General features: G+C 65.9%; 16 protein-coding genes and 2 pseudogenes. 11 read left to right on the top strand and 7 right to left on the bottom strand.

Annotation, left to right across the window (positions count from 1 at the left end; translation table 11 throughout):
• Window positions 1–38: 38 nt before the first annotated feature.
• Together ACPEH8_RS05235 and ACPEH8_RS05230 are read right to left on the bottom strand one after the other, a co-directional pair.
• Window positions 39–380, bottom strand: a complete 342-nt coding sequence (locus ACPEH8_RS05235; RefSeq protein WP_017354304.1) for a ribonuclease E inhibitor RraB — start codon at window positions 378–380, stop codon at window positions 39–41.
• A 65-nt stretch (window positions 381–445) separates the two neighbouring features.
• Window positions 446–2056: a transglycosylase SLT domain-containing protein gene (locus ACPEH8_RS05230; protein WP_423666222.1), complete on the bottom strand. Its 1611-nt coding sequence runs from the start codon at window positions 2054–2056 to the stop codon at window positions 446–448.
• A 65-nt stretch (window positions 2057–2121) separates the two neighbouring features.
• Between ACPEH8_RS05230 and ACPEH8_RS05225 the strand changes: the two genes are divergently transcribed.
• Complete coding sequence (locus ACPEH8_RS05225) at window positions 2122–3684, top strand: DUF853 domain-containing protein (RefSeq protein WP_262071702.1); 1563 nt, start codon at window positions 2122–2124, stop codon at window positions 3682–3684.
• 31 nt (window positions 3685–3715) lie between these two features.
• On the top strand, window positions 3716–4231 hold the full coding sequence (gene greB / locus ACPEH8_RS05220) for a transcription elongation factor GreB (RefSeq protein WP_017354307.1): 516 nt from the start codon (window positions 3716–3718) through the stop codon (window positions 4229–4231).
• Here the strand turns inward: greB and ACPEH8_RS05215 are convergent.
• Complete coding sequence (locus ACPEH8_RS05215) at window positions 4131–5060, bottom strand: DUF3025 domain-containing protein (protein WP_017354308.1); 930 nt, start codon at window positions 5058–5060, stop codon at window positions 4131–4133. The genes greB and ACPEH8_RS05215 overlap by 101 nt on opposite strands.
• Window positions 5057–6424: a 30S ribosomal protein S12 methylthiotransferase RimO gene (rimO, locus tag ACPEH8_RS05210; RefSeq protein ID WP_153165193.1), complete on the bottom strand. Its 1368-nt coding sequence runs from the start codon at window positions 6422–6424 to the stop codon at window positions 5057–5059. The genes ACPEH8_RS05215 and rimO overlap by 4 nt, the downstream gene beginning before the upstream one ends.
• A 188-nt stretch (window positions 6425–6612) precedes the next feature.
• Between rimO and ACPEH8_RS05205 the strand changes: the two genes are divergently transcribed.
• Genes ACPEH8_RS05205 through ACPEH8_RS05195 form a run of 3 tightly spaced genes read left to right on the top strand, consistent with a single transcriptional unit; the run spans window position 6613 to window position 7885 of the window.
• Window positions 6613–7284 (top strand): dienelactone hydrolase family protein, encoded by a 672-nt coding sequence (locus ACPEH8_RS05205; RefSeq protein ID WP_017354310.1) that lies wholly within the window; start codon window positions 6613–6615, stop codon window positions 7282–7284.
• Window positions 7281–7703, top strand: a complete 423-nt coding sequence (locus tag ACPEH8_RS05200; RefSeq protein WP_017354311.1) for an HIT domain-containing protein — start codon at window positions 7281–7283, stop codon at window positions 7701–7703. Before ACPEH8_RS05205 ends, ACPEH8_RS05200 begins: the two co-directional genes overlap by 4 nt.
• A 14-nt stretch (window positions 7704–7717) precedes the next feature.
• Window positions 7718–7885 (top strand): LiaI-LiaF-like domain-containing protein, encoded by a 168-nt coding sequence (locus ACPEH8_RS05195; protein WP_017354312.1) that lies wholly within the window; start codon window positions 7718–7720, stop codon window positions 7883–7885.
• A gap of 80 nt (window positions 7886–7965) precedes the next feature.
• On the opposite strand, the gene dcd is transcribed toward ACPEH8_RS05195, so the two are convergent.
• Together dcd and apbC are read right to left on the bottom strand one after the other, a co-directional pair.
• Complete coding sequence (dcd, locus tag ACPEH8_RS05190; RefSeq protein ID WP_017354313.1) at window positions 7966–8538, bottom strand: dCTP deaminase; 573 nt, start codon at window positions 8536–8538, stop codon at window positions 7966–7968.
• 69 nt (window positions 8539–8607) lie between these two features.
• Window positions 8608–9465 (bottom strand): iron-sulfur cluster carrier protein ApbC, encoded by an 858-nt coding sequence (gene apbC, locus ACPEH8_RS05185; protein WP_017354314.1) that lies wholly within the window; start codon window positions 9463–9465, stop codon window positions 8608–8610.
• A gap of 204 nt (window positions 9466–9669) precedes the next feature.
• Between apbC and ACPEH8_RS05180 the strand changes: the two genes are divergently transcribed.
• The 4 genes and pseudogenes from ACPEH8_RS05180 to ACPEH8_RS05165 all read left to right on the top strand — a co-directional run.
• The gene (locus tag ACPEH8_RS05180; protein WP_017354315.1) at window positions 9670–12474 is read left to right on the top strand and encodes a TonB-dependent receptor plug domain-containing protein; all 2805 of its coding nucleotides are present in this window, start codon (window positions 9670–9672) and stop codon (window positions 12472–12474) included.
• A 331-nt stretch (window positions 12475–12805) separates the two neighbouring features.
• Window positions 12806–15622: a TonB-dependent receptor plug domain-containing protein gene (locus ACPEH8_RS05175; protein WP_026070475.1), complete on the top strand. Its 2817-nt coding sequence runs from the start codon at window positions 12806–12808 to the stop codon at window positions 15620–15622.
• 352 nt (window positions 15623–15974) lie between these two features.
• Window positions 15975–17198: pseudogene (locus ACPEH8_RS05170) on the top strand (TonB-dependent receptor plug domain-containing protein); the annotation flags it as partial.
• Between the two features lie 78 nt (window positions 17199–17276).
• Window positions 17277–19046 (top strand): annotated as a pseudogene (locus ACPEH8_RS05165) (TonB-dependent receptor domain-containing protein); the annotation flags it as partial.
• 63 nt (window positions 19047–19109) lie between these two features.
• Here ACPEH8_RS05165 and ACPEH8_RS05160 read toward each other — a convergent pair.
• Complete coding sequence (locus ACPEH8_RS05160; protein WP_153165236.1) at window positions 19110–20708, bottom strand: phytoene desaturase family protein; 1599 nt, start codon at window positions 20706–20708, stop codon at window positions 19110–19112.
• Between the two features lie 225 nt (window positions 20709–20933).
• On the opposite strand from ACPEH8_RS05160, the gene ACPEH8_RS05155 reads away from it, so the two are divergent.
• Together ACPEH8_RS05155 and ACPEH8_RS05150 are read left to right on the top strand one after the other, a co-directional pair.
• A complete protein-coding gene (locus tag ACPEH8_RS05155) occupies window positions 20934–23042 on the top strand; it encodes a M13 family metallopeptidase (protein ID WP_210433846.1) in 2109 nt (702 codons plus the stop codon).
• A 145-nt stretch (window positions 23043–23187) separates the two neighbouring features.
• A complete protein-coding gene (locus ACPEH8_RS05150) occupies window positions 23188–25197 on the top strand; it encodes a M13 family metallopeptidase (RefSeq protein WP_026070743.1) in 2010 nt (669 codons plus the stop codon).
• Window positions 25198–25401 lie beyond the last annotated feature (204 nt).

The following is a 25401-nucleotide window of genomic DNA, read 5'->3' as shown; positions in this document are numbered from 1 at the left end:
CGGGGCGTTTGCGCTGGCGGGCAGCGCCCGACGGGCGGTCAGATCTCGACCGGTCCGACGTCCATGCCGTCGTAGTCTTCCACGCCGTTCTGCTCGGCCAGGGTCTGCAGCTCGTGGTTGCGGGCATCCAGCGAGGCCTCGGTGTGCACCTCGGCGCGCTCCACGTGCAGCACGTGGTACGGCGCCTCGCCCTCCTCCAGCTCCGGCTCGAAGATCTCCACCAGGCTGTAGCCCATCGCGACCAGCTTCTCGGCCAGGCCATTGAGCGGTTCCGGGGTGGTGTTGACGAAGAAGTACCCCCACAGCATCGGGCCGTTGAGGTCCCAGTCTGTGTTTTCGCGGATGTTGGCGAACATCTCGTTGATTGCGGTGATATCCATCCTGCTTCCTTTGTCTGTGTACATGGGGGCCGTGGCGCGTTGCCACGGCCGATGATGGATGTCGGTTACCTGTCGCAGCCCTGCAGCTTGAGCGTCTGGCCGGGGCGCAGCGCGTAGCCCGGCGCCTTGAGACCATTGGCCCGCGCCAGCGCCGGCAGGTCGCACTGGTACCTGGCGGCGATCCCGCCCAGGGTATCGCCCTTGGCCACCTTGTGGCTGCGCACCGGCTTGGCTTTCGGCTTGGCCGACGCACGCGGCACGGCCACCGGAGCGGTCGGCGTGACCGCCGGAGCGCTGTCCCGTGCTTCGGCGATCGGCACCACGCTGCCCACGGCCACATTGCCGGTGTAGGTGGCGGCCGACGGGCGCACGATGGCGGCGTTGAGGTCGGCGGTGATCAGCGTACGCGCCAGGTCCGCGCGCGGGCCGCTGACGCAGTAGCGGTTGTAAAGCCCGGCGATGCGCGTGGTGGCGTTGATCGTGGTGCCCGCCGGAATCCAGCCGTCCGCTTCGTAACGCGGGTTGAGATTGCGCAGCACACGCATGTACCCGTCACGCGTGCCGGCACTGCCCAGGCAGATGGTCAGTTCGTAGATGGTGGTCGACTTGGCCAGGCGCAGAGTGGCCGGCTGCGCGCTGATTTTGGGGAACTCCACACCGTACTGCTGCGGGTGCAGGTAGATCCAGGCCGCCGCAATCACCATCGGCACGTAGTCTTTGGTCTCGCCGGGGAACTGGTTGTAGACGCTGTCGCTCCAGAAGCCCTGGCCCGCGCTCTGGCGATACACCCGCGCCGCACGGCCTTCGCCGCCGTTGTAGGCGGCCAGCGACAGTTCGATGTTCTTGTTGAGCTCGCGCATACGCTCGTTCATGTACGAGGCACTGGCCTCGGCCGCGCTGCGTGCATCGAAGCGGGTGTCAAAGCCGGTGCCATCCGGGCCGAGCCCGAAACGGCGGCCGGTGGCCGGCATGAACTGCATCAGACCGGCCGCACCGGCGCGTGAGGAGGCGTGCACGCGGCCATTGGATTCCTTGGCCATGATGCCGAACAGCAGCGCCTCGGGCAGGCCACGCTTCTCCCACTCCGGCCACATCACCGCACGCAGGTTCTGGTAGTTCTCATAGCTGGTGAGCAGCGCCGGACGCATATCGGTGAGCCAGCGGCGGATGCCCGCCTGCACGGCCGGGTTGTACTCGACCATGCTGTCGAAGGCGTGGCGCTTGTCGTTCAGCAGCGCGGCCGCGCGCGCCGCTTCGGGCACATCGGCCGCCAGCGGCCCGACGTGGTCCGGATCGGCCTCGAGCAGGACGCCATCGGCAACCAAGGCATCGGCGTCTTCGCCCTGGCCATCGGCGGTGTTCTTGAGCAGGCGCTTGTAGGTGGTCAGCAGATTGCTGACCTGGCAGCCCTTCTGGGCCACACAGGCGCTGATCACATCCTCCATGTCCTCCAGCGCCGCATCGGCCTCGTTGCGGCCCTTGGGGTCGGCGTTGGCCACCAGCACCAGCGCGTCGCCGTAGCGCTTCTCCGCCGCTGTCATGCGCTGCTCCAGCGCTTCGATCTTCACCCGGTCGCGGGCCGAGACCCGCTGGGCATGTGCCTCCGGCACCAAGGACACCATCGCAGCGAGCGCCAACAAAGGCCAAGCGCGGACAAGCAAGACAGGAACGGGCATTTTTGGCACTGTGTGCGAGAGATGGGGCAGAGTAGCCGCGGCCATCGCATCGGGGCAACCCGCTCATCGCCGCGCCTGCCGCCACTGTCTGCAATCCCGCGCATTCACACAACGAGTTGACCATGAACCCGATTCTACTCGGCAAAGGCATCACCGACGACATTCCGGTCACCCTGCTGCCGCGCCTCGGCAACCGCCACGGACTCGTGGCCGGCGCCACCGGCACCGGCAAGACCGTGACCCTGATGACCCTGGCCGAAGGCTTTTCGCGGCTGGGGGTGCCGGTGTTCCTGGCCGATGTGAAGGGCGACGTATCCGGCCTCGCCGTCGGCGGCGCGGGCGGCGATGCGCTGCTGCAGCGTGCCCACGACATCGGCGTGGCCGACTACGCCCCGGCTGCCAGCCCGGCGATTTTCTGGGATCTGTACGGCAAGCTCGGCCACCCGGTGCGCACCACCGTGAGCGAGATGGGCCCGACCCTGCTGGCGCGGATACTGGAACTCAACGACACACAGGCCGGCGTGCTGGACATCGTGTTCAAGCTGGCCGACGACCGTGGTCTGCTGCTGCTCGACCTGGACGACCTGCGCGCCCTGCTCGGCCTGGTCGCCGAGGAGCGCAAGGACATTTCCACTGACTATGGCCTGGTCAGTGCGCAGACCGTGGCCGCCATCCAGCGCTCACTGCTGCGCCTGTCGCAGGACGGTGGCGAAGCGTTCTTCGGCGAACCGGCGCTGGAGCTGGCCGACCTGATGCGGGTCAATCACGACGGCCGCGGCGTGATCGGCATCCTCGCCGCCGACCAGCTGGTGCTCAAGCCGCGGCTGTATTCGACGTTCCTGCTGTGGCTGCTGTCGGAGCTGTTCGAAACGCTGCCGGAGGTGGGTGATCTGGACAAGCCCAAGCTGGTCTTCATCTTTGACGAGGCGCACCTGCTGTTCGACGACGCGCCGCCGGCGCTGGTGCAGCGGATCGAGCAGGTAGTGCGGCTGATCCGCTCCAAGGGCGTGGGCGTGTACTTCTGTTCGCAGTTCCCCGACGACGTCCCGGCCAACATCCTCGGGCAGCTCGGCAACCGCGTGCAGCATGCGCTGCGTGCCTTCACCCCGCGCGACCAGAAGGCGGTGAAGGTGGCAGCCGAGACCTTCGTCCCCAATCCCAAGCTCGATGTCGCCGCCACGCTGGCCAGACTCGGCACCGGCGAGGCGCTGGTCTCCACGTTGCAGGACAAGGGCATCCCCTCGCCCGTGCAGCAGACCCTGATCGCGCCGCCACGCTGCCGCATGGGCACCATCACCGAGACCGAACGCGCCCAGGTACGCGCCGGCAGCCCGGTGGGCAGCCGCTACGACACCGCCATCAACCGCGAGTCGGCCGCCGAACTGCTGGCCCAGCGCGCGCAGAAGGCGGTGCAGCAGGCCGATGCCCCCAAAGCCCGCACGCGCGAGCAGGACGACGCCCAGGCCGGCGGCTTCGGCCAGTCGATCAAGGATGCGATCTTCGGCACCAAGCGCCGCCAGGGCATGATCGAAACGATGGCCAAGCAGACAACGCGCACCGTCGGCACCAGGCTCGGCAACCAGATCGTGCGCGGCATCCTCGGCGGCATCTTCGGCGGCAAGCGTTGAACCGCGTCACCTCACCACGAAAGAAGACCTGATGTCGCGTTGGCGTCCCCCTGCGGAAAAGAGTACGGCCCTGATCACCGCGCAGGGCCACCAGCGGCTGAAGGCCGAGTTGGACGATCTGTGGCGGGTGCGCCGGCCGGAGGTGGTCAAGGCGCTGGCGGCCGCTGCGGCCGAAGGCGACCGTTCGGAGAACGCCGAGTACACCTACCGCAAGAAGCAGCTGGGCGAGATCGACCGCCGCGTGCGCTACCTGACCAAGCGGCTCGAGTCGCTGCGGGTGGTTGATACCGTTCCGAGCGATCCGCAGGCGGTGTTCTTTGGCGCGTGGGTGGACCTGGAGAATGTGGACAGCGGCGATGTCAGCCGCTATCGCATCGTGGGACCGGACGAGACCGATGCGGGTGCAGGCTGGATCAGCATCGATTCGCCGCTGGCGCGTGCGCTGCTCAGGAAGCGCGTGGACGACGAGTTCGAGGTGGAGCTGCCGAGCGGCCGGACCGGATTTGCGGTTCTGGCGGTGGCGTATGGAGCGCACGGGGTGGAGTAGTCCGCCCGTTGATCGGCGGGTACGTCCTGCCCTCGCGCCGTGGCCTGAAGTAGTCGACCTGGCGGTAGAACGCCGCATCCTGCAGCCCATGCCAACCCGGGATGCCCATCAGCGGCAGCGGTCGCAGGTCCAGCGGGTCGCACAGCCGTTCGCCGTGCATGATGGCCTGCGCCACCTGCGCCACCGCCTGCGCATCGTCTTCGGCTTCTGTCAGCAGGCATTTGCCCACCAGCCGCCGCCCGGGCAGCAATGCCTGCTCCATGAGGGCATGGCCGAACACTGCGGCCACGGCAATATCACCGTTGCGCCATGCGTCGGCACCTTGCACGAACAGCGCATCCCAGTCATGCCGGTCCCACGCGCCTGCCAGTGCCGCATCGCGCACCCGGACGACGACACCGGTCTCATCGAACTGGGTCAGCGCGGCCTGTGCGCGCGTCCGCCCTCCCGGCGCATCGCGATGGAGGTCACGGCATTGGCGCGCGTTGAGCGCGTGCTTGATCTGCGGATAGCGCGCCCAGACCAGCGCATTGAACAGGTCATGCCAGTTGCACGGACGAGTCGCGATACGGCCTTGCGCAATGCGCTGCTCGTAATGCAGTCCATCGGCGAGCAAGGCGTCATCCTGCTCGACCAGTTGCCTGCCCGGCAGCGCCAGGCGGACGTCCAGGGCATCGATGGCCGGCCAGTCACCGGCCACCATCAGATCTTCGTAGGCCGCGTATGCCGTAAACAGGGGGTGACCGAAGCACGCCCGGTCCACCTGTGCACGCGCCGGCGCAAGGAAACGCCGGCGGCCAACCGCCTCGCGGGCGGCCGCGTCGGTCACAGCACCTTGATGTCGAGCCGCGTCTTGGCCGCGTCTTCGTCGATCAGCGCATCGCCGTACAGGTCGTGCTCGTCGCTTTCGGTGATTTCCACGTCCACGAACTGGCCCACGCGCAGACGCGCCTCGTCGGCATTCTGGATGTGCACCAGACCATCGATTTCCGGTGCATCGGCCTTCGAGCGCGCCACGGCGATGCCGTCCTCGATCACATCCACCAGGCACTGCTGCACAGTGCCGATCCTGGCCTCCAGGCGCGCCGCGGAAATCTCGGCCTGGCGGGCCATGAAGCGGGCCAGGCGCTCCTGCTTCACTTCCTCGGGCACCGGGTCGGGCAGAGTGTTGGCGGTGGCACCCGTAACCGGCGAGTACGCGAAGGCGCCCACGCGATCCAGCTGCGCTTCGTCAAGGAACGACAACAGGTCCTCGAACTCGGCCTCGGTCTCGCCGGGGAAGCCGACGATGAAGGTCGAGCGCACGGTGATGTCCGGGCACAGCTGGCGCCAGCGCTGCACGCGCTCGAGGGTCTTGTCGACCGCGCCGGGGCGCTTCATCAGCTTGAGGATGCGCGGGCTGGCATGCTGGAACGGGATGTCCAGGTACGGCAGGATCCGGTTCTCGGCCATCAACGGCACGATCTCGTCCACGTGCGGGTACGGGTACACGTAGTGCATGCGGGTCCAGGCGTCCAGTTCGGACAGGCCTTCGCACAGGGCTTTCAGACGGGTCTGGTAAGCCTTGTCGCGCCACATGCGCTCGGCGTACTTCACGTCCACGCCGTAGGCCGAGGTGTCCTGGGACACCACCAGCAGTTCCTTGACGCCGCCGCGCACCAGCCGCTCGGCTTCGCGCAGCACCTCGTCGACCGGGCGCGAGACCAGCTTGCCGCGCATCGAGGGAATGATGCAGAAGCTGCACGTGTGGTTGCAGCCCTCGGAAATCTTCAGGTACGCGTAGTGGCGCGGGGTCAGCTTGATGCCGTAGTCGGGCACCAGGTCCACGAACGGGTCGTGCCTGGGCGGCAGCGCGGCGTGCACCGCCTCCATCACGCTCGTGTAGTCCTGCGGGCCGGACACCGCCAGCACGTTCGGGTAGGCCTCCCGGATCTGCTCGGGGCGCTTGCCCAGGCAGCCGGTGACGATCACCTTGCCGTTGGCGTTCATCGCCTCGCCGATCGCATCCAGCGATTCGGTCACCGCCGAATCAATGAAGCCGCAGGTATTGACCACCACCACATCGGCCGAGTCGTAGGACGGCACAATGTCGTAGCCCTCGGACCGCAGCTGGGTGAGGATGCGCTCGGAATCGACCAGGGCCTTCGGGCAGCCAAGGCTGACGAAGCCGACTTTGGGGTTCAGCTGGGACATGGATCAGGACTCTGGGGGCCTGGGTCGGAATGACCTGGGGCCGGAAACGGCGGCAAGTATACCGGCGTTGCACGCCCAGCCCTGAACCGGATCGCGGGCGAAGCCGCCAGACCCGGCATGACCGGCGACACCGCGCTAACCGGTGCGGGGCCGATAATGACGCCCTTCAGCAACGGGAGTCTCGCATCATGGGTGAGTGGGTCACGCTCGATACGCATCACGGCCCGGTCCGCGCCTGGCAGGCCGAACCGGACGGCAAGCCCCGTGGCGGGCTGGTGGTCATCCAGGAGATCTTCGGTGCCAACGCGCACATCCGCGAAGTGGCCGAAGGCTTCGCCGCCAAAGGCTATGCGGTGCTGGCACCGTCCTTCTTCGACCTGGTCGACGGCCCGGCCGCCGATCCCGACACCCTGCCCTACGACCCGGATGGCGTGAAGCGGGGGCTGGAGCGGGTCACCGCCCTGGGGGTGGAGAAGGCCCTGGAAGTCGTCCGCGCCGCCGCCTCGCGGCTGGCCCCGGCCGGCAGGGTCGGTACCGTGGGTTACTGCTGGGGCGGCAGCATCGCGCTGCTGGCCGCGCTGCGCCTGGGCCTGCCGTCGGTCAGCTACTACGGCGCACGCAACGTGCAGTTCCTCGACGAAACGGCCAAGGCACCGGTGATGTTCCACTTCGGTGCCCAGGACAGGAGCATCCCGCCGGAGGCGATCAAGGCCCACCGCGAGAAGCTGCCGCAGATGGCCACCTTCGTCTACCCGGCCGACCACGCCTTCAACCGCAATGTCGGACATGCGTATGATCCAGACAGCGCCGCCCTGGCGCTGGAACGCACCCTGGACTTCTTTGCGGAGCATCTTGGATGAGCGAGTTCGAACTGGATTCACGCCTGGCCACCGATAGCGTACTGGTAGCAGAAGGGCCGTTGTCGCAAGTGCGGCTGATGAACGACGAGCGGTACCCGTGGTTGATCCTGGTGCCGCGCCTGGCCGGCATCACCGAATGGATCGAGCTGGACGGCGAGCAGCAGGACAAGCTGCGCACCGAGTTGAACCGGGCCTGCAAGGCCCTCAAAGGCACCGACGGCGTGGAGAAGATCAACATCGGCGCGCTGGGCAATATCGTCCGCCAACTGCATTTCCACGTCATCGGCCGCCACGTCGGCGATCCGGCGTGGCCCGGGCCCGTCTGGGGCCACGGCCAGGCCCACCGTCACGATCCGGACGTGCTTGCCGAGCGTGTCGCGTACTGGAAGGAACGGCTAGGATATCCGGCCCACTCCTGACGGACCCTGCCCTGATGCGTTCGAACCTGATTGCCGCCATCGTCCTGATCCTGGTGGGCCTGTTCCTGCTGGCCAGCAACTTGGGTTGGACCAACATGAACATGGGCCGCCTGATCCTCACCTGGTGGCCGGTGATCCTGGTGGCGGTGGGCATCGGGCTGCTGTTCGGCCGCGGCAAGTAATGCGGCGGCGATGAACGGAAAAAGCGCGGATTGCTCCGCGCTTTTTTCGTTTACGGGGGGGTAGAGAGCCGACCTGCCGCTCAGGTGCGCGGCAGGGTCACGCCGGTCTGGCCCTGGTACTTGCCGCCGCGATCCTTGTAGGAGGTCTCGCAGATATCGTCCCTGTCGGCCTGGAAGAACAGCATCTGCGCCACGCCTTCGTTGGCATAGATGCGCGCCGGCAGCGGCGTGGTGTTGCTGAATTCAAGGGTGACATGGCCTTCCCACTCCGGCTCCAGCGGGGTCACATTGACGATGATCCCGCAGCGCGCGTAGGTGCTCTTGCCCAGGCACACCACCAGCGTGTCGCGCGGAATGCGGAAGTACTCCACGGTGCGGGCCAGCGCGAAGCTGTTCGGCGGAATGATGCACTCGTCGCCGACGATGTCCACGAAGCTGCCCGGATCGAAATGCTTCGGGTCGACAATGGTGGAATTGATGTTGGTGAACACCTTGAACTCGCGCGAGCAGCGCACGTCGTAACCGTAGCTGGAGGTGCCGTAGCTGACGATGCGCTCGCCATTGGCCTGCTTGACCTGGCCGGATTCGAACGGCTCGATCATGCCGTGCTGTTCGGCCATCTGGCGGATCCAGCGGTCACTCTTGATGCTCATGTAGGGGTCCTGAAGGGCAAGGGGCAGGTCGGGGCCGGGCACGATTCTAGCAGCCGGCCCCGGCGCCGGTCAGAGCAGCGAGGACAGGATCGGAATGCTGGCCCGCGGGCGCTTGCCCATCTCTTCCACCAGCCGTTCGGCCGCCCGCAGATAGGCCTGCGCGGCCGGCGAGTCCGGTGCGGCGGCGACGATCGGGGTGCCCGCGTCGCCCTGCTCCCGGATGCCGATGTCCAGCGGCAGCGAGCCGAGCAGCGGCACGCCGTACTGCGCAGCCATGCGCTCGCCACCGCCCTGGCCGAACAGGTGCTCGACGTGGCCGCAGTTGCTGCAGGTGTGCACGGCCATGTTCTCGACCAGGCCCAGCACCGGCACCTCGACCTTCTCGAACATCTTCAGCGCCTTCTTCGCATCCAGCGTGGCGATATCCTGCGGCGTGGTGACGATCACCGCACCGGCCAGCGGAATCTTCTGGGTCAGCGTCAGCTGGATGTCGCCGGTGCCCGGCGGCAGGTCGATCAGCAGGTAGTCCAGGTCGTCCCACAGCGTGTCGTTGAAGAACTGCGTCATCGCCGACGTCGCCATCGGACCGCGCCAGATCATCGGCGTCTCGTCCTCGATCAGGTAGCCGATGGACATGGTCTCCACGCCGAACGCGCGCAGCGGTTCGATCGACTTGTTGTCCGGGCTCTCCGGGCGCCCGCTCAGGCCGAGCATCATCGGCACGCTGGGGCCGTAGATATCAGCGTCCAGAAGGCCGACGCGCGCGCCCAGACGGGCCAGTGCGACCGCCAGGTTGACGGCCGTGGTGGACTTGCCGACACCGCCCTTGCCCGAGCCAACGGCGATCACGTTGCGGATGCGCGGATGCGGCGTCAGCCCCTTCTGCACCTGGCTGGCATGGGGACGACGAGACTGGCTGGCACTCACTGCGGGCACTCCGGAAACGCTTCAGGGGAACCCAACACTATACAACCTTGACGGTGCCTGACTAAGAATCGCGATTGCTACGAATCCATGCAATTTTCGTTAAGTTCATGTTACGGTCGATTGGCACCACGTTGAGCGTTTTCTGCGCGTTTTCGGGAGGGAATCATTGACGTCGTGCATTCGTATCTGCTCTATGGACTATCAATGAATTACCCACGCAATACTGCTCGTCGCAACACCCTCGCTGCTGCACTGTTCTCTGCCCTGATCGCCACCGCGGCCGCACCGGCCCTGGCACAGGACCAGGCCACGACGCTGGACAAAGTCACCGTCACCGGCTCGCTGATCCCGCAGACCGATATCGAAACCCAGACCCCGGTGATGTCCATCACCGCGCAGGACATCCAGACCCGCGGCTTCACCAGCGTGGCCGAAGTGCTGCAGCAGTCCTCGCTGACCACCGGCGGCCTGCAGGGCGGCCAGACCTCCGCCTCGTTCACCCAGGGCGCCGAAGCGGCTGGCATGTTCGGCCTGAACCCGGGTTACACCAAGTACCTGATCAACGGTCGTCCGATGATGTCGTACCCGGCGCTGTACAACGGCGGCGATACGTTCAACAACATCAGCGGCATTCCGATCGACATCGTCGAGCGCATCGAAATCCTGCCGGGCGGCCAGTCCTCCCTGTACGGCTCGGACGCAATCGCCGGCGTGGTCAACATCATCCTCAAGGAACGCATGGAAGGTGGCACGCTCACCGTCCGTGGCGGCACCTACAGCGAAGGCGGCGGCAACAACCTGCGCGTCAGCGCGGCCCACGGCTTCAGCGCCTTCGATGACCGCTTCAACGCACTGGTCAACGTGCAGATCGAGTCGAGCAACCCGATCTGGGGCTACCAGCGCGACCTGACCAGGACCACCAATGCCAACGGCTACACCGCACAGGTGCCGGGCAACGACTTCGCGGTCATCGACGCCGACACCAACCGCCTGTACATGATGGATCCGACCAACTGCGCCAGCGTCGCCGGCCAGTTCGGTGGCACCACCGTGATGGGTTCGCGCGCCTCGGGCCTGTCCTGCGGCTCGGTGTACGGCGCCGGCTACAAGACCGTGAAGAACGGCAAGGACAGCGGCCAGTTCTATTCGGCAATGACCTTCGACGTCAACGACGACCTGCAGTTGTTCGCCGACGTGCTGTACAGCAAGGAAAAGACCGAATACACCTCCGGCTCGAACTACCTGTGGTGGGGCACCAAGAGCACGATGGGCGGTTTCTACGACCAGTCCTCGGGCAAGGTGGTCAACCTGCAGCGCGCCTTCGCGCCGGAAGACATCGGCGGCCAGGGCTACAAGGACGTGCTCAACAGCGATGAGAGCCGCTCCTACCAGGTGACTCTGGGTGCCAAGGGTGTCTTCGGCGACTGGGACTACAGCGCCAGCTTCACCCGCGGTGAGTACAAGCTCACCGAGAACAAGTTCATGCGCTGGAAGGACCCGATCAACAACTACTTCGCCGAGCACGTGCTGGGTCCGGTACTGGGCACCACCGCCGACGGCTGGGACATCTACAACCCGAACTGGGGCGCGTTCTACTCGGCGATCTCGCCGGAAGATTTCGCCAGCTTCACCGGCTACGCGCACAACCGCAGCCGCACCTGGCAGAACCTGGCCCGCGCGCAGGTCACCAACGGTTCGCTGTTCTCGCTGCCGGGCGGTGACGCCGGCTTCGCGGTCGTCGTCGAAGGCGGCAGCGAAGGCTGGGACTACTCCCCGGACCAGCGCCTGCTGGACGGCCAGGCATGGGGCTCGTCGGCCGTGGCCGGCAACGGCCACCGCAGCAACTACGCGGTGACCTCCGAGCTGCGCATGCCGCTGCTGGAATCGCTGACCGTGACCGCCTCGGGTCGCTATGACGCGTTCAAGATCGCCGACAACACCGTCGACAAGGCCACCTACAGCCTGGGTCTGGAATACCGTCCGCTTGAAAGCCTGCTGTTCCGCGGCAAGTACGGCACCGCCTTCCGCGCGCCGACCCTGTCCGATGCCTTCCAGGGCACCAGCGGCTACTACGCCAACAACTCGACCGACTACTACCGTTGCGGCCAGCTGGGCTACACCCCGGGCAACACCGCCGACTGCCGTTACGACAACAGCGTCTCGGTGTACTCCGAGCGCGCCGGCAACCCGGACCTGGAGCCGATCACCGCCGACGTGTGGAACGCCGGCCTGGTGTGGGCGCCGATGCCGACCCTGTCGATCTCCGCCGACTACTACAACTGGAAGATCGAGAACGAAGTCGACACGGCCAGCACCGACCAGCTGCTGCTGGCCGAGTACTACTGCCGCAACAGCCTGCCCAACGCCGCCTCGGCCAGCTGCCAGAACGTGGCCGACTGGGTCGTGCGCGACGCCGCCGGCAACCTGAGCAGCCTGTACACGCCGAAGATGAACGTCGCGCGCCAGAACCTGCAGGCCGTGACCGTTGGCTTCAAGTACCTGCAGGACATCGGCCGCTTCGGCGCGCTGCAGTTCTCGGGCAACTACACCAACATGCTCAAGCGTGAAGTGCAGTCCGAGCCGGGTGAAGATTTCCAGGATCTGCTGGGCAATCCGATCGCGATGTGGAACTACGACAACTACGCCAAGGTGCGCAGCGATGCCGCCGTGGCCTGGTCGATCGGCAAGTTCACCACCACCGCCTACGCCAACTATGTCGGCAAGACGCCGAACTACCTGGCCGGTCTGAACGGTTACGACTACACCCACCCCGCGTCGGGCAAGTCGGCAGGCAAGTGGGGCTCGTACACCACCTACAACCTGAGCGTGAACTACCGTGCACAGGACGATCTGACCCTGTCGGTGATGGTCAACAACGTGTTCAACAAGATGCCGGAAGGCCAGGTGTACAGCTACCCGGGTACCTCCGGCACGCCGTACAACAACGCCTTCTACAGCATCTACGGCCGCGCCGTGTACGCGCAGATGAAGTACGACTTCGGCAAGTAATCGCCGCGTCAACCCCGCTTCAGGGCCCCGCTTCGGCGGGGCTTTTTTTTGCGGTGTGAAACTCGATCTGACGATCAATCTCAATTGTTAATACTGCGTGTAAATTCACTTGCCACTCATGATGGTGCAGATCGCATTTTTTATGGAATTCGCAACCACTTGTTTTTACCCGCTTTTTTACCTGCCTCGCACATTCACGCGCGCCGATTAATTGACAACCCTGCGGCATCCACGTTAAGCCTGCGTTACTTTCCCTGACAGCCGTCCGTACAACCGAGTGTCATCCCCACGGAAGGGAAAGCTTCGACTTCACCACAACACGGGTATCCACATGTCCTGCCAAGGTTTGAAGATTTCGCGTCACCCGCTCACCGCCGCCGTTCTCTCCGGCCTGCTGTTTGTCAGCGCCAGCGCCCTCGCGCAGGACAACGAGCCTGCGACCAACCTGGATCGCGTCACCGTCACCGGTTCGCTCATTCCGCAGACCCAGATCGAAACGCACACCCCGGTGCTGACCGTCACCGCCGAAGACATCCAGACCCGTGGCTTCACCAGCGTGGCCGAAGTGCTGCAGCAGTCCTCGCTGACCACCGGCGGCCTGCAGGGCGGGCAGACCGCCGCCTCGTTCACCCAGGGTGCCGAGGCGTCGGGCATGTTCGGCCTGGATCCGGGCTACACCAAGTACCTGATCAACGGCCGCCCGATGCTGCAGTATCCGGCGCTGTACAACGGCAGCGACGCCTTCAACAACCTCAGCGGCATCCCGATCGACATCGTCGAGCGCATTGAAATCCTGCCGGGCGGCCAGTCCTCGCTGTACGGTTCGGACGCGATCGCCGGCGTGGTCAACATCATCCTCAAGGAGCGCATGGACGGCGGCGTGCTCAACGTCCGTGGCGGCGCCTACTCCGAGGGCGGCGGCAGCAACTTCCGCTTCAGCGCGGCCAAGGGCTTCAACAGCGCCGATGACCGCTTCAACGCACTGGTCAACGTGCAGTACGAAAAGAGCAGCCCGATCTGGGGCTACCAGCGCGATCTGACCCGCACCAACAATGCACACGGTTACAGCCCGCAGGTGCCGTCCAATGACTTCCTGGTGTACCTGCCTGCCGACCGCAACCGGTTCGTGATGATGGACCCGACCCGCTGCGCGAGCGTTGCCGGGCAGTTCGGCGGCACCACCGTACTGGGCACCCGTGCCTCCGGCGAGTCCTGCGGCTCGGCCTATGGCGCCGGCTACCGCACGCTGAAGAACGACAAGGAAAGCAGCCAGTTCTACAGCTCGATGACGTTCGATGTGAACGACAACTTCGAGCTGTTCGCCGATGCGCTGTACAGCCTGGAAGAGGTCAAGTACACCGCCGGTTCGGGCTACACCTTCTGGGGCAGCGACCTGAGCTTCGGTGCCTTCTACGACCAGGGCACCGATCAGTACATGAACCTGCAGCGCGCGTTCGCGCCGGAGGACATCGGGCCCAACGGTTACAAGGACATCCTCAACACCGACCGCAACAAGGCCTACCAGTTCACGTTGGGCGGCCGCGGCACGTTCGGCAACTGGGACTACAGCGCCAGCTTCAGCCGTGGCGAGTACAAGCTGACCGAACGTGGCTTCGTGCGCTGGGCCGATGCGATCGACAGCTACTTCGAGGACCGCGTGCTGGGCCCGGTGCTGGGCACCACCGATGACGGCTACAACATCTACAACCCGAACTGGACCGCGTTCTACTCCACGCTGCCGGCCGGCGACTTCCAGAGCTTCACCGGCTTTACCACCAGTGAAAGCCGCACCTGGCAGAACCTGGGGCGCTTCCAGATCACCAACGGTTCGCTGTTCACCCTGCCCGGCGGCGATGCCGGTTTCGCCGTGGTGGCCGAAGCGGGCAGCGAAGGCTGGGACTACACCCCCGACGCGCGCCTGATGGATGGCACGGTGTGGGGCACCACCTCGGTGGCCGGTGCCGGCCATCGCAGCAACTACGCGCTGACCACCGAACTGCGTCTGCCGCTGCTGGAATCGCTGACCGTGACCGGCTCGGGGCGCTATGACGCGTTCAAGATCGCCGACAACACCGTCGACAAGGCCACCTACAGCATCGGCGTGGAGTACCGCCCGATCGAGAGCCTGCTGTTCCGCGGCAAGTACGGCACCGCCTTCCGCGCGCCGACCCTGCCCGATGCCTTCCAGGGTGAGAGCGGCTTCTACGCCAACGGTGCGGTGGACTACTACCGCTGCGGCCAGCTCGGCTATGACCCGGCCGATACCGTCGGCTGCCCCTACGCGCAGGAATCGGTGTTCGGCACCCAGGCCGGCAATCCTGACCTGGAACCGATCACCGCCGATGTCTGGAACGCAGGCATCGTATGGGCGCCGATGAGCAACCTGTCGCTGTCGGTGGACTACTACAACTGGAAGATCGAGAACGAGGTGGACAACCTCAGCTCGGACCAGCTGCTGCGCGCGGAGTATTACTGCCGCAACAACCTGGACAACGCCACGTCGGCCACCTGCGACAACGTCGCCGACTGGATCACCCGCGATGCGGCGGGCAACCTGGAGCAGATCTTCACCCCGAAGCTCAACGTGGCCCGCCAGAACCTGCAGGCGGTCACCGCCAGCTTCAAGTATGTGCAGGACATCGGCCGCTTCGGCTCCCTGCAGTTCACCAGCAACTACACCAATATCCTGAAGCGTGAACTGCAGCCGCAGCCGGGCGACAACTACCTGGACCTGCTGCGTGACCCCTACGCGATGTGGTACTACGACGCGTACGCCAAGGTGCGCACCGACGGCTCGGTCGGCTGGGCCAAGGACAAGTGGACGACCACGATGTACTTCAACTACATCGGCAAGACGGCCAACTACATGTCCTATCTGGGCGAGAGCTTCGACTACGTCCATTCGTCCGGCTACAAGGCCGGCAAGTGGGGCTCCTACACCACCTACAACCTGAGCGTGAACTACCGGGCACTGGACAACCTGACCCTGTCGGTGATGGTCAACAACGTCTTCAACAAGATGCCCGACGGCCAGGCCCACAGCTACGCGGGCAACATCGCTTCGCCGTACAACACCTACATGTACAACCCGTATGGCCGGGCCATCTACGTGCAGGCCAAGTATGACTTCGGCGTGAGCAGCAACTGACCCGGACCCGACCGGCCACGCTGCCGTGTCGCTCCGGGCCCCCGTCTTCGGACGGGGGCCTTTTTTTGTGTCGGACTGTGTCGGCGAACCGCCCGATTGCGCAAAACGACACGAAGTCACCTATTCATAGTTCACTCATAAAGACAGGATGAGCAAACTGTATGACAACCAAGCGATTGTATTTATTGCACTTTTCTTAAAACGAGGGGCTTGATTCGTTCATTCGCGTGATGGTCATGTACATTTCTTGTTAATTGCATGTTAGGTTCGAATGACGCTAGGACGGCGACTGAACCTACACAAAACGGCCACCACGGAATGAGGCCGTCTCACTTCACCAGGGGATTCATAGATGACCAACCACAGCATCCGGCACATCCGCCACCCGCTGACCAGCGCCCTGCTGGCCGGCCTGGCAGTCGCCGCCGGTTCGGCACCCGCGTTCGCGCAGGAAGCCGGCACCAACCCGATCGACCTCGACAAAGTGACCGTAACCGGCTCGCGCATCGCGCGTACCGGCTTTGTGACCCCGTCGCCGGTGACGGCGATCACCGCTGAGGAAATCCGCAGCACGGGCGCGCTGAACATCGGCGACCTGATGAACAAGATGCCGCAGTTGACCCCGAGCTACTCGCTGGGCAACTCGACGCGTTTCATCGGTACCGCTGGTCTGGGCCTGATGGATCTGCGCGGCATGGGTCCGTCGCGTACCCTGGTGCTGGTCAATGGTCGTCGCCACGTGGGCGCCAGCCCGGGCTCGACCTCGGTCGACGTCAACACGATCCCGGTGGAATGGATCGAGCGCGTTGAAGTGATCACCGGCGGTGCCTCGGCCGTGTACGGTGCCGACGCCGTGGCCGGCGTGGTCAACTTCATCATGAAGAAGAGCTTCGAAGGCTTCGAGCTGCGTGCCCAGGCGGGCCAGGCAGACGAAGGCAGCTTCGACCGCTCGTTCGTCAGCTTCTCCGGCGGCAGCGACTTCGCCGACGGCCGCGGCAGCGCCGCCATCGCGCTGGAATACAGCAAGCAGGGCCGCTTCGGCCGTGGCGACCGTGAAATCGGCCGTCGCTACCAGGTCTCGGTGCCGAACCCGAACTACGACCGCACCAAGCCGCCGAGCGAAAGCAATCCGCAGACCATCCTGGCAAGCCCGGGTGGCAACCACTCCATCTCGTACGGCGGTACGATGGATCTGGGGCCGATGACGATCTCGCGTACCGGCACCCGCACCACGGCGTTCAGCCCGTCCAACCGTTACCTGTTCAACGATGACGGCACCTTCCGCAAGAACCGCTACGACGGCACCATCGTCAGCGCCACCAGCTGCGTGGACTGCGACTTCGCCGACCTGAACGCCGTTGCCGACCTGCAGCCGTCGTTCGACCGCGTCAGCTTCAACACCGTGCTCAACTTCGAACTGAACGACAACCACCGTCTGTTCTTCGAAGGCAAGTACACCAAGACCGAGTCGGAGTTCTACGGCCAGCCGGCGTTCGACAGCAGCCTGCGTCTGCGCCGCGACAACGCGTACATCTCCAACGATCTGCGCGCGCTGATGGATTCGCGCCGCGTGACCGTGACGAACGCCGATGGCAGCACCACCAATCGTGCGATCTCGACCGACAGCAACAACGCGGAAAGCAATCTGATCCTGGCCCGCTTCAACGTCGATGCCGGCCGTCGCGGCGAGCAGATCGAACGCCAGACCACCCGCGCCGTGCTGGGCCTGGAAGGCAACCTGGGCGAAGAGTGGACGTATGAAGCGTCGGCCAACTTCGGCCAGACCACCATCGACCGCATCAACCTGAACAACCGCATCAACGAGCGTTGGCACGCCGGTATGGATACCGCCCTGGATTCCAGCGGCCGTGTCGTCTGCCGTGCCTCGCTGGACCCGAACGCGATCAACCCGAACACCGGGCAGCGCTACAACCAGGCTCTGATCGCCGGGTGCGTGCCGTTCTCGGTCTTCGGCAACGGCGCCATTTCCAAGGAAGCGGCCGAGTGGTTCAACACCCGTTCGCTGAACCAGTCCAAGCTGAAGCAGCAGGTGTTCAGCGCCTCGGTCGCCAACAACTCGCTGTTCTCGCTGCCGGCCGGCGACGTCGGCTTCGCTGGCGGTGTCGAGTACCGCAAGGAACAGAGCCAGGAAAACACCGACGCCCTGTCGGCGCTGGGCCTGACCTTCCTCAACGCCATTCCGAGCCGCGGCGGTGAGTACGACGTCAAGGAAGTGTTCGCGGAAACCACCGTGCCGCTGCTGGCCGACCTGCCGCTGATCCGCCGACTGAACCTGGATCTGGCCGGCCGCTGGTCGGACTACAACTCCATCGGCGACACCAAGACCTGGAACGTCGGCCTGGATTGGGAAATCCTGAGCAGCCTGCGCGTGCGTGGTACCTACGCCAGCGCCGTGCGTGCCCCGAGCATCGGCGAGCTGTACAACCCGCAGTCGCAGAACTTCGCGACCATCGCCGACCCCTGCAGCACGCTCAGCACCAACAGCAACCGTCCGGCGACCGCCAAGGACCCGGCTCTGCGCGCTGCCAACTGCGCCGCGCTGGGCATCCCGGCCAACTGGGTTGACACCTACTCGGCCAACCGTCCGGGCGTCAGCGGCGGCAATCCGAACCTGAAGCCGGAAGAAGCCAAGACCCTGTCGTTCGGCTTCGTGTGGCAGCCGGAGTTCCTGGAAGGCTTCGGCATGTCGATGGACTACTGGCGCGTGACCCTGACCGACGCGATCGGTTCGGTCTCCGCCCAGACCCTGGCCACCCGCTGCGTGGATTCGCCCGGAGGCGTGCAGAACAACCCGTTCTGCGATTCCATCAAGCGCGCCCCGGTGGGCGGCTACACCTCGCCGACCGGCACCGCGTTCCCGGAATACAGCATCTACAACTGGGTCGCGATCTCGGAAAACCTGGCCAAGTCGCGTCGCGTCGGCGTCGACCTGGAAATGGACTACCGCTTCAACCTGCTGGGTGGCTTCACCACCATGCGCCTGGTCGGCACCCGTCTGATCCAGTCGCGTGAGTGGGCCTTCCAGTCGTTCCCGGACGAGTTCACCGAATACGTCACGTACTACACCGATCCGCGCTGGCGCGGTCAGTTCACCACCACGTACAAGCGTGGTGACTGGCGCGCTTCGTGGGACATGACCTACGTCGACGGCAACCTGCGCGTCACCCCGGACAGCTACAACTCCAACCCGGGTTCGCAGAGCCCGATCCGCAACCCGTCGTACCTGTACCACAACATGCAGGTCGGCTATAAGTTCCCGAACTCGGGCATCGACGTCTACGTGGGCGTGGACAACGTGTTCGACAAGGATCCGCCGGTGAACTACTTCGGTGCCGACGCCGGTGCCGCCCTGTACGACAGCATCGGTCGTTACATGTACATGGGCATCACCTACAAGTTCTGATCCATCCAGAACCGCACCACGAAAAAGCCCGGCATCCGCCGGGCTTTTTCTTTGGCTGCGCCGCTAGTCGGCGAGGATGGCGCGGGCGGCGTTGTGGCCCGGCGCACCGGTGACGCCGCCTCCGGGATGGGTGCCCGCACCGCACAGATACAACCCCGGCAACGCCCCCCGGTAGTCGGCCTGACCCAGCATGGGTCGCGCACTGAACAGCTGGTTGAGGCTGAGCGCGCCGTGGAAAATGTCGCCACCGATCAACCCGAAGGTGCGCTCCAGATCCAGGGGACTGAGGCTCTGCCGTCCCAGCACCGATGCGGCGAATCCCGGCGCGTGGCGCTCGACCGTGGCGATCATCAGGTCGGCGACTTCTTCACGATGGTCGTCCCAGTGCCGGCCGTCCGGAAGCTGGGGCGCGACGTGCTGGCAGAACAGGCTGGCCACGTGTTGCCCCGGCGGCGCCAGCGACGGGTCCAGCGTGCTGGGAATCAGCAGCTCGACGACCGGTTCGCGCGACCACCCGTGCGCCCGCGCGTCCTGCCAGGCGCGGTCCATGTAATCCAGGCTGGGGGCGATGATGATGCCGGCAGTGAGGTGATCGCCCGGGCCGGGCAGGCAGGTGAAGGACGGCAGGTGCGACAGCGCCACGTTCATGCGGAAGGTACCGGACCCACAGCGCCAGTGGGCCATGCGCTCGCGGGTGGCCTCGGGCACCTCGGCCGGCGCCAGCAGGCGTTCGTACAGCAGTTTCGGATTGACGTTGGCGACCACGCTGCGCGCGCCGATGCGCTCGCCGGCCAGCGTTTCCACGCCGACCGCACGACCGTGTTCAACCAGGACGCGGCGCACGCCCGCGCCGGTGCGCACGGTGGCGCCGGCCGCGGTCGCCGCCGCCGCCATCGCCTGGGTGATCGCGCCCATCCCGCCGAGCGCGTGGCCCCAGGCGCCCTTGACGCCGTTGCTCTGCCCGAAGGCGTGATGCAGCAGGACGTAAGCGGTGCCTGGCGCATGGGGACTGGCATAGTTGCCGACGATGCCGTCGAAACCGAACAGCGCCTTGATCGGTTCGCTTTCAAACCAGCGGTCCAGGTATTCGGCGGCGGAAATGGTGAACAGGTCCAGCAGCTCCTGGCGCAGGGCCGGCGACAACGCGTACAGCTGCCTGCCCAGCTTGCCTGCCTGCCACAACGCCGGCAGCGCATGCAGCCAGCCGCCCTCGCCCACGTTCGGCGGCGGTTGCAGCGCGAGCGCGCGCAGCACGTCGGCAAACACCTCCAGGCGCTGCTCATACAGTGGCAGGCGTTCGGCATCGCGGGCGGAAAAGCGCGCCACTTCGGCCGCGGTCCTGCCCTGCCCGGCGAGCAGATAGCGGTTATCCGGCAGCGGCAGGAAATTGTTGATGCGGCGCGGTACCACCTGCAGTCCGTGGCCGGCCAGGTCCAGGTCCGCGATCACCTGCGGCTGCAGCAGCGACACCGTGTACGACGCCACCGAATTGCGGAAGCCGGGATGGAAGGTCTCGGTCACCGCAGCGCCGCCGACCGTGGCCCGGCGCTCCAGGATCAGCACGCGTTTGCCGGCGCGGGCCAGATAGGCGCCGCACACCAGGCCGTTGTGACCGGCGCCGATGATGATCGCGTCCCACGTCCGGGCCGATGCGTGTCCCATAGGCACTATATACACCGCCGGATGGGCCGCTGCCCGGCCGTCGGGGGCGTGCCGATCCCGGCCGGTCGCTGTACCCGGCCCGGGCATTGGCCGCCTGCCTGTCCCCCTTGACCACCGGCCATGACCTTCGACACCCTTGCAGGCTGGGCCACCGGCGTATCGTCTGGCCCACGGCCCTCCCGGGGGCACTCCGCATGACTCATCGGCCTGGAGGCCATTCAAGTGATCGCTCGCACACCCAAGATTGTTCTGCTGACCCTGGCGGTCTCGGCCGCGCTGGTCGGCTGCGGCAAGACCGAAACGCCCGCTGCGGACAGCGCCGCCTCCACCGCCACGCCGGCGCCCGCCGCTGCTCCCGCACTGACGCTGGACGAGGCCAAGCTGCCGGCGTACAACGCCTTCCACCCGTCCGACCTGGATACCAGCCTGGATGCGTGCACCGCGTTCGGCGACTACGTCAACAGCAAGTGGCTGGCCGCCAACGAGATCCCGGCCGACCGCACCAGCTGGGGCGCCTTCACCATCCTCGACGAGCGCTCGGTGACCGTCCAGCACCAGCTCGCCGAGCAGGTGGCCGCGATCAAGAACCCGACCGGCATCGAGAAGATCGTCGGCGACTTCTGGGCGTCCGGCATGGACGAGGCCAAGATCAACGCACAGGGCATCGAGCCGCTGAAGGCCGACCTGACCGCGATCGACAGCCTGCAGAACAAGGACGCCATCGCCGACTACCTGCGCAGCAGCGCGGCCAAGGGCCAGAATGTGCTGTTCGCCTTCGGCCCGGAAGCGGACTTCAAGAACTCCAGCATGAACATGGCGTACGCCAGCCAGGGCGGCCTGGGCCTGCCTGACACCACCTACTACACCGACGCCAGGTACGCCGACAAGCTGAAGGCCTACCAGGCTCACGTGGCCAAGGTGCTGGAGCTGTCCGGCGTGGCTGCCGCCGACGCCGCCAAGCAGGCGGCCGACGTGGTCAAGTTCGAGACCCGCCTGGCCAAGGCCTCCAAGTCCAGCGTGGAGCTGTCGCGCAACGTCGAGCTGAACTACAACCCGGTCACGGTGGCCGACGCCGACAAGCTGACCCCGAACTTCAGCTGGAGCAAGTTCTTCGAGGCCCAGGGCGTTGCCACGCCGGAGACGTTCTCGCTGGCCATGCCGGCCTTCCACCAGGAAGTGAGCAAGGCGCTGGGCGATACCGACCCGTCGGTGTGGCGCGCCTACCTGCGTTTCCGCACCGTGGACACCGCCTCGCCGTACCTGGCCGACGCCTTCGTGCAGGAAAGCTACGACTTCTACGGCAAGATCCTCAACGGCCAGAAGGAAATGAAGCCGCGCTGGAAGCGCGTGCTCGGCACCATCGAGGATGATGCGGGCGAAGCCTTCGGCCAGCTGTACGTCAAGGTCGCCTTCTCCCCGGAAGCCAAGGCGAAGATGGAAGTGCTGGTCAAGAACCTGGCTGCCGCGCTCAAGGAACGCATCCAGGGCCTGACCTGGATGAGCGATGAGACCAAGGCCAAGGCCATCGCCAAGTGGGAGACCTTCACCCCGAAGATCGGTTATCCGGACAAGTGGCGTGACTGGAGCGGCCTGACCACCACCCGCGACAGCTACCTGGGCAACGTGCGCGCGGCGGACGAGTTCAACTACAGGTTCGCGCTGTCCAAGATCGGCCAGCCGGTCGACAAGACCGAGTGGGGCATGACCCCGCAGACGGTCAACGCGTACTACAACCCGCTGCAGAACGAGATCGTGTTCCCGGCCGCCATCCTGCAGCCGCCGTTCTTCGATCCCAAGGCCGACGACGCGCTGAACTACGGCGGCATCGGCGCGGTGATCGGCCATGAGATGACCCACGGCTACGACGACCAGGGCAGCCGCTTCGGGCCGACCGGCAACTTCGAGAACTGGTGGACTCCGGCCGACACCAAGAACTTCAGCGGCCTGACCGGCAAGCTGGTCAAGCAGTTTGACAGCTACAAGGTCGGCGACCAGCACGTCAACGGCAGCCTGACCCTGGGCGAGAACATCGCCGACCTGGGCGGCCTGGCCACTGCCTACGACGCGCTGCAGAAGGCGTCGGCCGGCAAGGAAGATCCGAAGATCGACGGGTTCACCCGCGACCAGCGCTTCTTCTTCAACTGGGCCACCGTGTGGCGCACCAAGTACACCCCGGAAAACGCCAAGGTCCGCCTGGCCACCGATCCGCACGCCCCTTCGCAGTTCCGCGCGATGGGCGCGCCGTCGAACCTGCCGAGCTTCGCGGCCGCGTTCCAGTGCAAGGCCGGTTCGCCGATGGTCCGCACCGGCGACCAGCAGGTGGTGATCTGGTAAGCCCTGCCTGACCTGTTGAACCCGCAAAGGCCCGGATTTCCGGGCCTTTGCTTTTGGGCCCGACGAAGGGTGCGCCATGCATGCCGCCGTGCGGTGCGGCTTGGTACACTCGCGCGATCTTCAATCCTCGATGGATTTGCTTTACATGCCCAACTTCCGTCCGCTCGCCGTCGCGCTGGGCCTCAGCCTGGTCACCCTGGTCGCCGCCAACGACGCCCATGCCGCTCCCAAGAAAAAGGCCGCCCGCGCGCCGGCCGCCAGCGCGCAGTGCACCGATTTCTACGAGGCGACCAATGCCGCCTGGCTGAAGTCCAACCCGGTGCCGCAGGTGGGAGCCACCACGGCGTTGGGCCTGATGGCCGAGCGTACCCGCGTGCAGCAGCGCGAACTGCTGGATGCCGCGATGACGGCCCCGCAGGGCAACGTGCAGAAACTGCTGGGTGACTTCTGGGCCAGCGGCCTGGACGAGGCCGCGGTCGAGGCCGACGGCTCCAACCCGATCGCCCCGCTGCTGACCCGCATCAACGCGATCAAGAAGGCCAAGGACGTGCCGGCCTCGATCGCCGCGCTGCACCAGGTGGGCATCCCGGTGGCCTTCAACTTCGCACCGGACGTGGACCTCAAGGCGCTGGACCGCCACATCGGCTACTTCATGCAGGGCGGCATGGGCCTGCCCGACCCGGCGTTCTATACCCGCACCGATGCCGACACCGTGGCGTTGATGGGCCGCTACCGCACCTACGTCAAGCAGATCCTGGCGCTGACCGGCACGCCGGCGGCCAAGCTGGATGCCGAGTCGCAGGCGGTGATCGCGCTGGAGACCGAGCTGGCGCGCAACGCGCAGTCGCTGGCCGGCATCAACAACCCGTTCAACAACTATGCGCCGATCTCCACCAAGGAACTCACCGGCCGGTACCGCAACCTGCAGCTGGATGCGTTCCTCAAGGTGCAGGGTGTCAATGACGACCTGGTTTCGCTGTCCGATCCGGCGCTGTTCAAGCAGCTCGACGGCATGGTCACCCGGATCAAGCCGGACCAGTGGAAGGCCTACCTGCGCTGGCGCGTGGGCGATGCGATGGCACCGTACCTGTCCAAGGCCTACCGCGACGCCGAATTCGAGTTCCGCGGCCGGGTGATCCGCGGCGAGACCATCGCCCCGGCGCGCTGGGAGCAGACCCTGGATGCCATCAACGTGGCCGCCGGCCCGATGCTTGGCCGCGAGTACGCCAGCAAGTACCTGTCGGCCGATGACCGCCGCCAGGCCGCGCTGATCGTGGACAAGCTGCGCGAAGTGCAGATCGAAGCGGTCAAGCGCAGCACCTGGATGAGCGCGGACGCCAAGACCGAGGCACAGGCCAAGCTGGCCGCGATGAAGATCGAAATCGGCACCCCGCTGCGCGACCTGGATTACACCGTGCAGCCGATGGGCCGTGGCAGCTTCGGCGGCAACATGCTGATCGCCTCGACCTGGCGCCACCGTGAGGAAATGAAGCGCATCGGCAAGGGCAACGCGGACCGCCGCTGGGACGTGCTGCCGCAGCAGCCGGCACTGGCGTATGACATCGCGCAGAACCGCCTGATCGTCACCGCCGCCGTGCTGCAGGGCCCGGTATTCAACGCCAAGGCCGACACCGCCGACAAGTTCGGCAGCTTCGGTGCGCTGGTCGCGCACGAGCTGACCCGCGCCATCGACGCCAAGGGCGCACTGGTGGATGCCAAGGGCGAACTGCGCAGCTGGTGGACCCCGGCCGACAAGACCGCCTGGACCCTGTTCGGCAACCGCGTGGCCGCCCAGTACAGCGGCTACGAGTTCCCCGGCGTCAAGGGCGCCAAGGTCAACGGCGAGCTGACCCGCGAAGAGAACCTGGCCGATCTGGCCGGCCTGGAACTGGCGTGGGAGGCTTACAACGCGGTCGAACCGAACGCCAAGCCGGCCGCCCGCCAGGGTTTCTTCCGTGCCTGGGCCACCCTGTGGCCGCAGCAGCTGTCGCCGAACGAAGCGGCGCAGCGCGTGACCTCGGACATCCTGGCGCCGGGCCGCTGGCGCACCAATGGCCCGCTGTCCAACCTGCCGGCATTCGGTGCGACCTTCAGCTGCAAGCCGGGCCAGCCGATGCAGCGCGTGGATGGCGACCAGATCAAGGTCTGGCGCTGAGCCTGTCGCGGTGAGGTAACGAAGAAGGCGCCCACCGGGCGCCTTTTTCGTTGCGGCCTGCCCGCGCCGCACGGGACTACCGCTCTGGCTGCAGGGGGCCGCTGTATGCGGCGATCAGGCCGGTGACCGGCACGGCGATCTCGACGACGAACACGAAGCGCGTCGAAGGCGCTGCCCAGCACGTGCCGGTACAGACCTGCGACC

Origin of the sequence: Stenotrophomonas sp. NPDC077461 (assembly GCF_049545475.1) — a bacterium.
GTDB lineage: Bacteria > Pseudomonadota > Gammaproteobacteria > Xanthomonadales > Xanthomonadaceae > Stenotrophomonas > Stenotrophomonas nematodicola.
The sequence above is the reverse complement of the archived record's forward strand: the minus strand, read 5'-3'. Positions and strand labels throughout refer to the sequence as shown.

Coding starts and splice junctions, on each gene's coding strand:
- ACPEH8_RS05235 (WP_017354304.1), bottom strand. CDS start 380: ATGGATATCACCGCAATCAACGAGATGTTCGCCAACATCCGCGAAAAC.
- ACPEH8_RS05230 (WP_423666222.1), bottom strand. CDS start 2,056: ATGCCCGTTCCTGTCTTGCTTGTCCGCGCTTGGCCTTTGTTGGCGCTC.
- greB (WP_017354307.1), top strand. CDS start 3,716: ATGTCGCGTTGGCGTCCCCCTGCGGAAAAGAGTACGGCCCTGATCACC.
- rimO (WP_153165193.1), bottom strand. CDS start 6,424: ATGTCCCAGCTGAACCCCAAAGTCGGCTTCGTCAGCCTTGGCTGCCCG.
- ACPEH8_RS05205 (WP_017354310.1), top strand. CDS start 6,613: ATGGGTGAGTGGGTCACGCTCGATACGCATCACGGCCCGGTCCGCGCC.
- ACPEH8_RS05200 (WP_017354311.1), top strand. CDS start 7,281: ATGAGCGAGTTCGAACTGGATTCACGCCTGGCCACCGATAGCGTACTG.
- ACPEH8_RS05195 (WP_017354312.1), top strand. CDS start 7,718: ATGCGTTCGAACCTGATTGCCGCCATCGTCCTGATCCTGGTGGGCCTG.
- dcd (WP_017354313.1), bottom strand. CDS start 8,538: ATGAGCATCAAGAGTGACCGCTGGATCCGCCAGATGGCCGAACAGCAC.
- ACPEH8_RS05180 (WP_017354315.1), top strand. CDS start 9,670: ATGAATTACCCACGCAATACTGCTCGTCGCAACACCCTCGCTGCTGCA.
- ACPEH8_RS05175 (WP_026070475.1), top strand. CDS start 12,806: ATGTCCTGCCAAGGTTTGAAGATTTCGCGTCACCCGCTCACCGCCGCC.
- ACPEH8_RS05160 (WP_153165236.1), bottom strand. CDS start 20,708: ATGGGACACGCATCGGCCCGGACGTGGGACGCGATCATCATCGGCGCC.
- ACPEH8_RS05150 (WP_026070743.1), top strand. CDS start 23,188: ATGCCCAACTTCCGTCCGCTCGCCGTCGCGCTGGGCCTCAGCCTGGTC.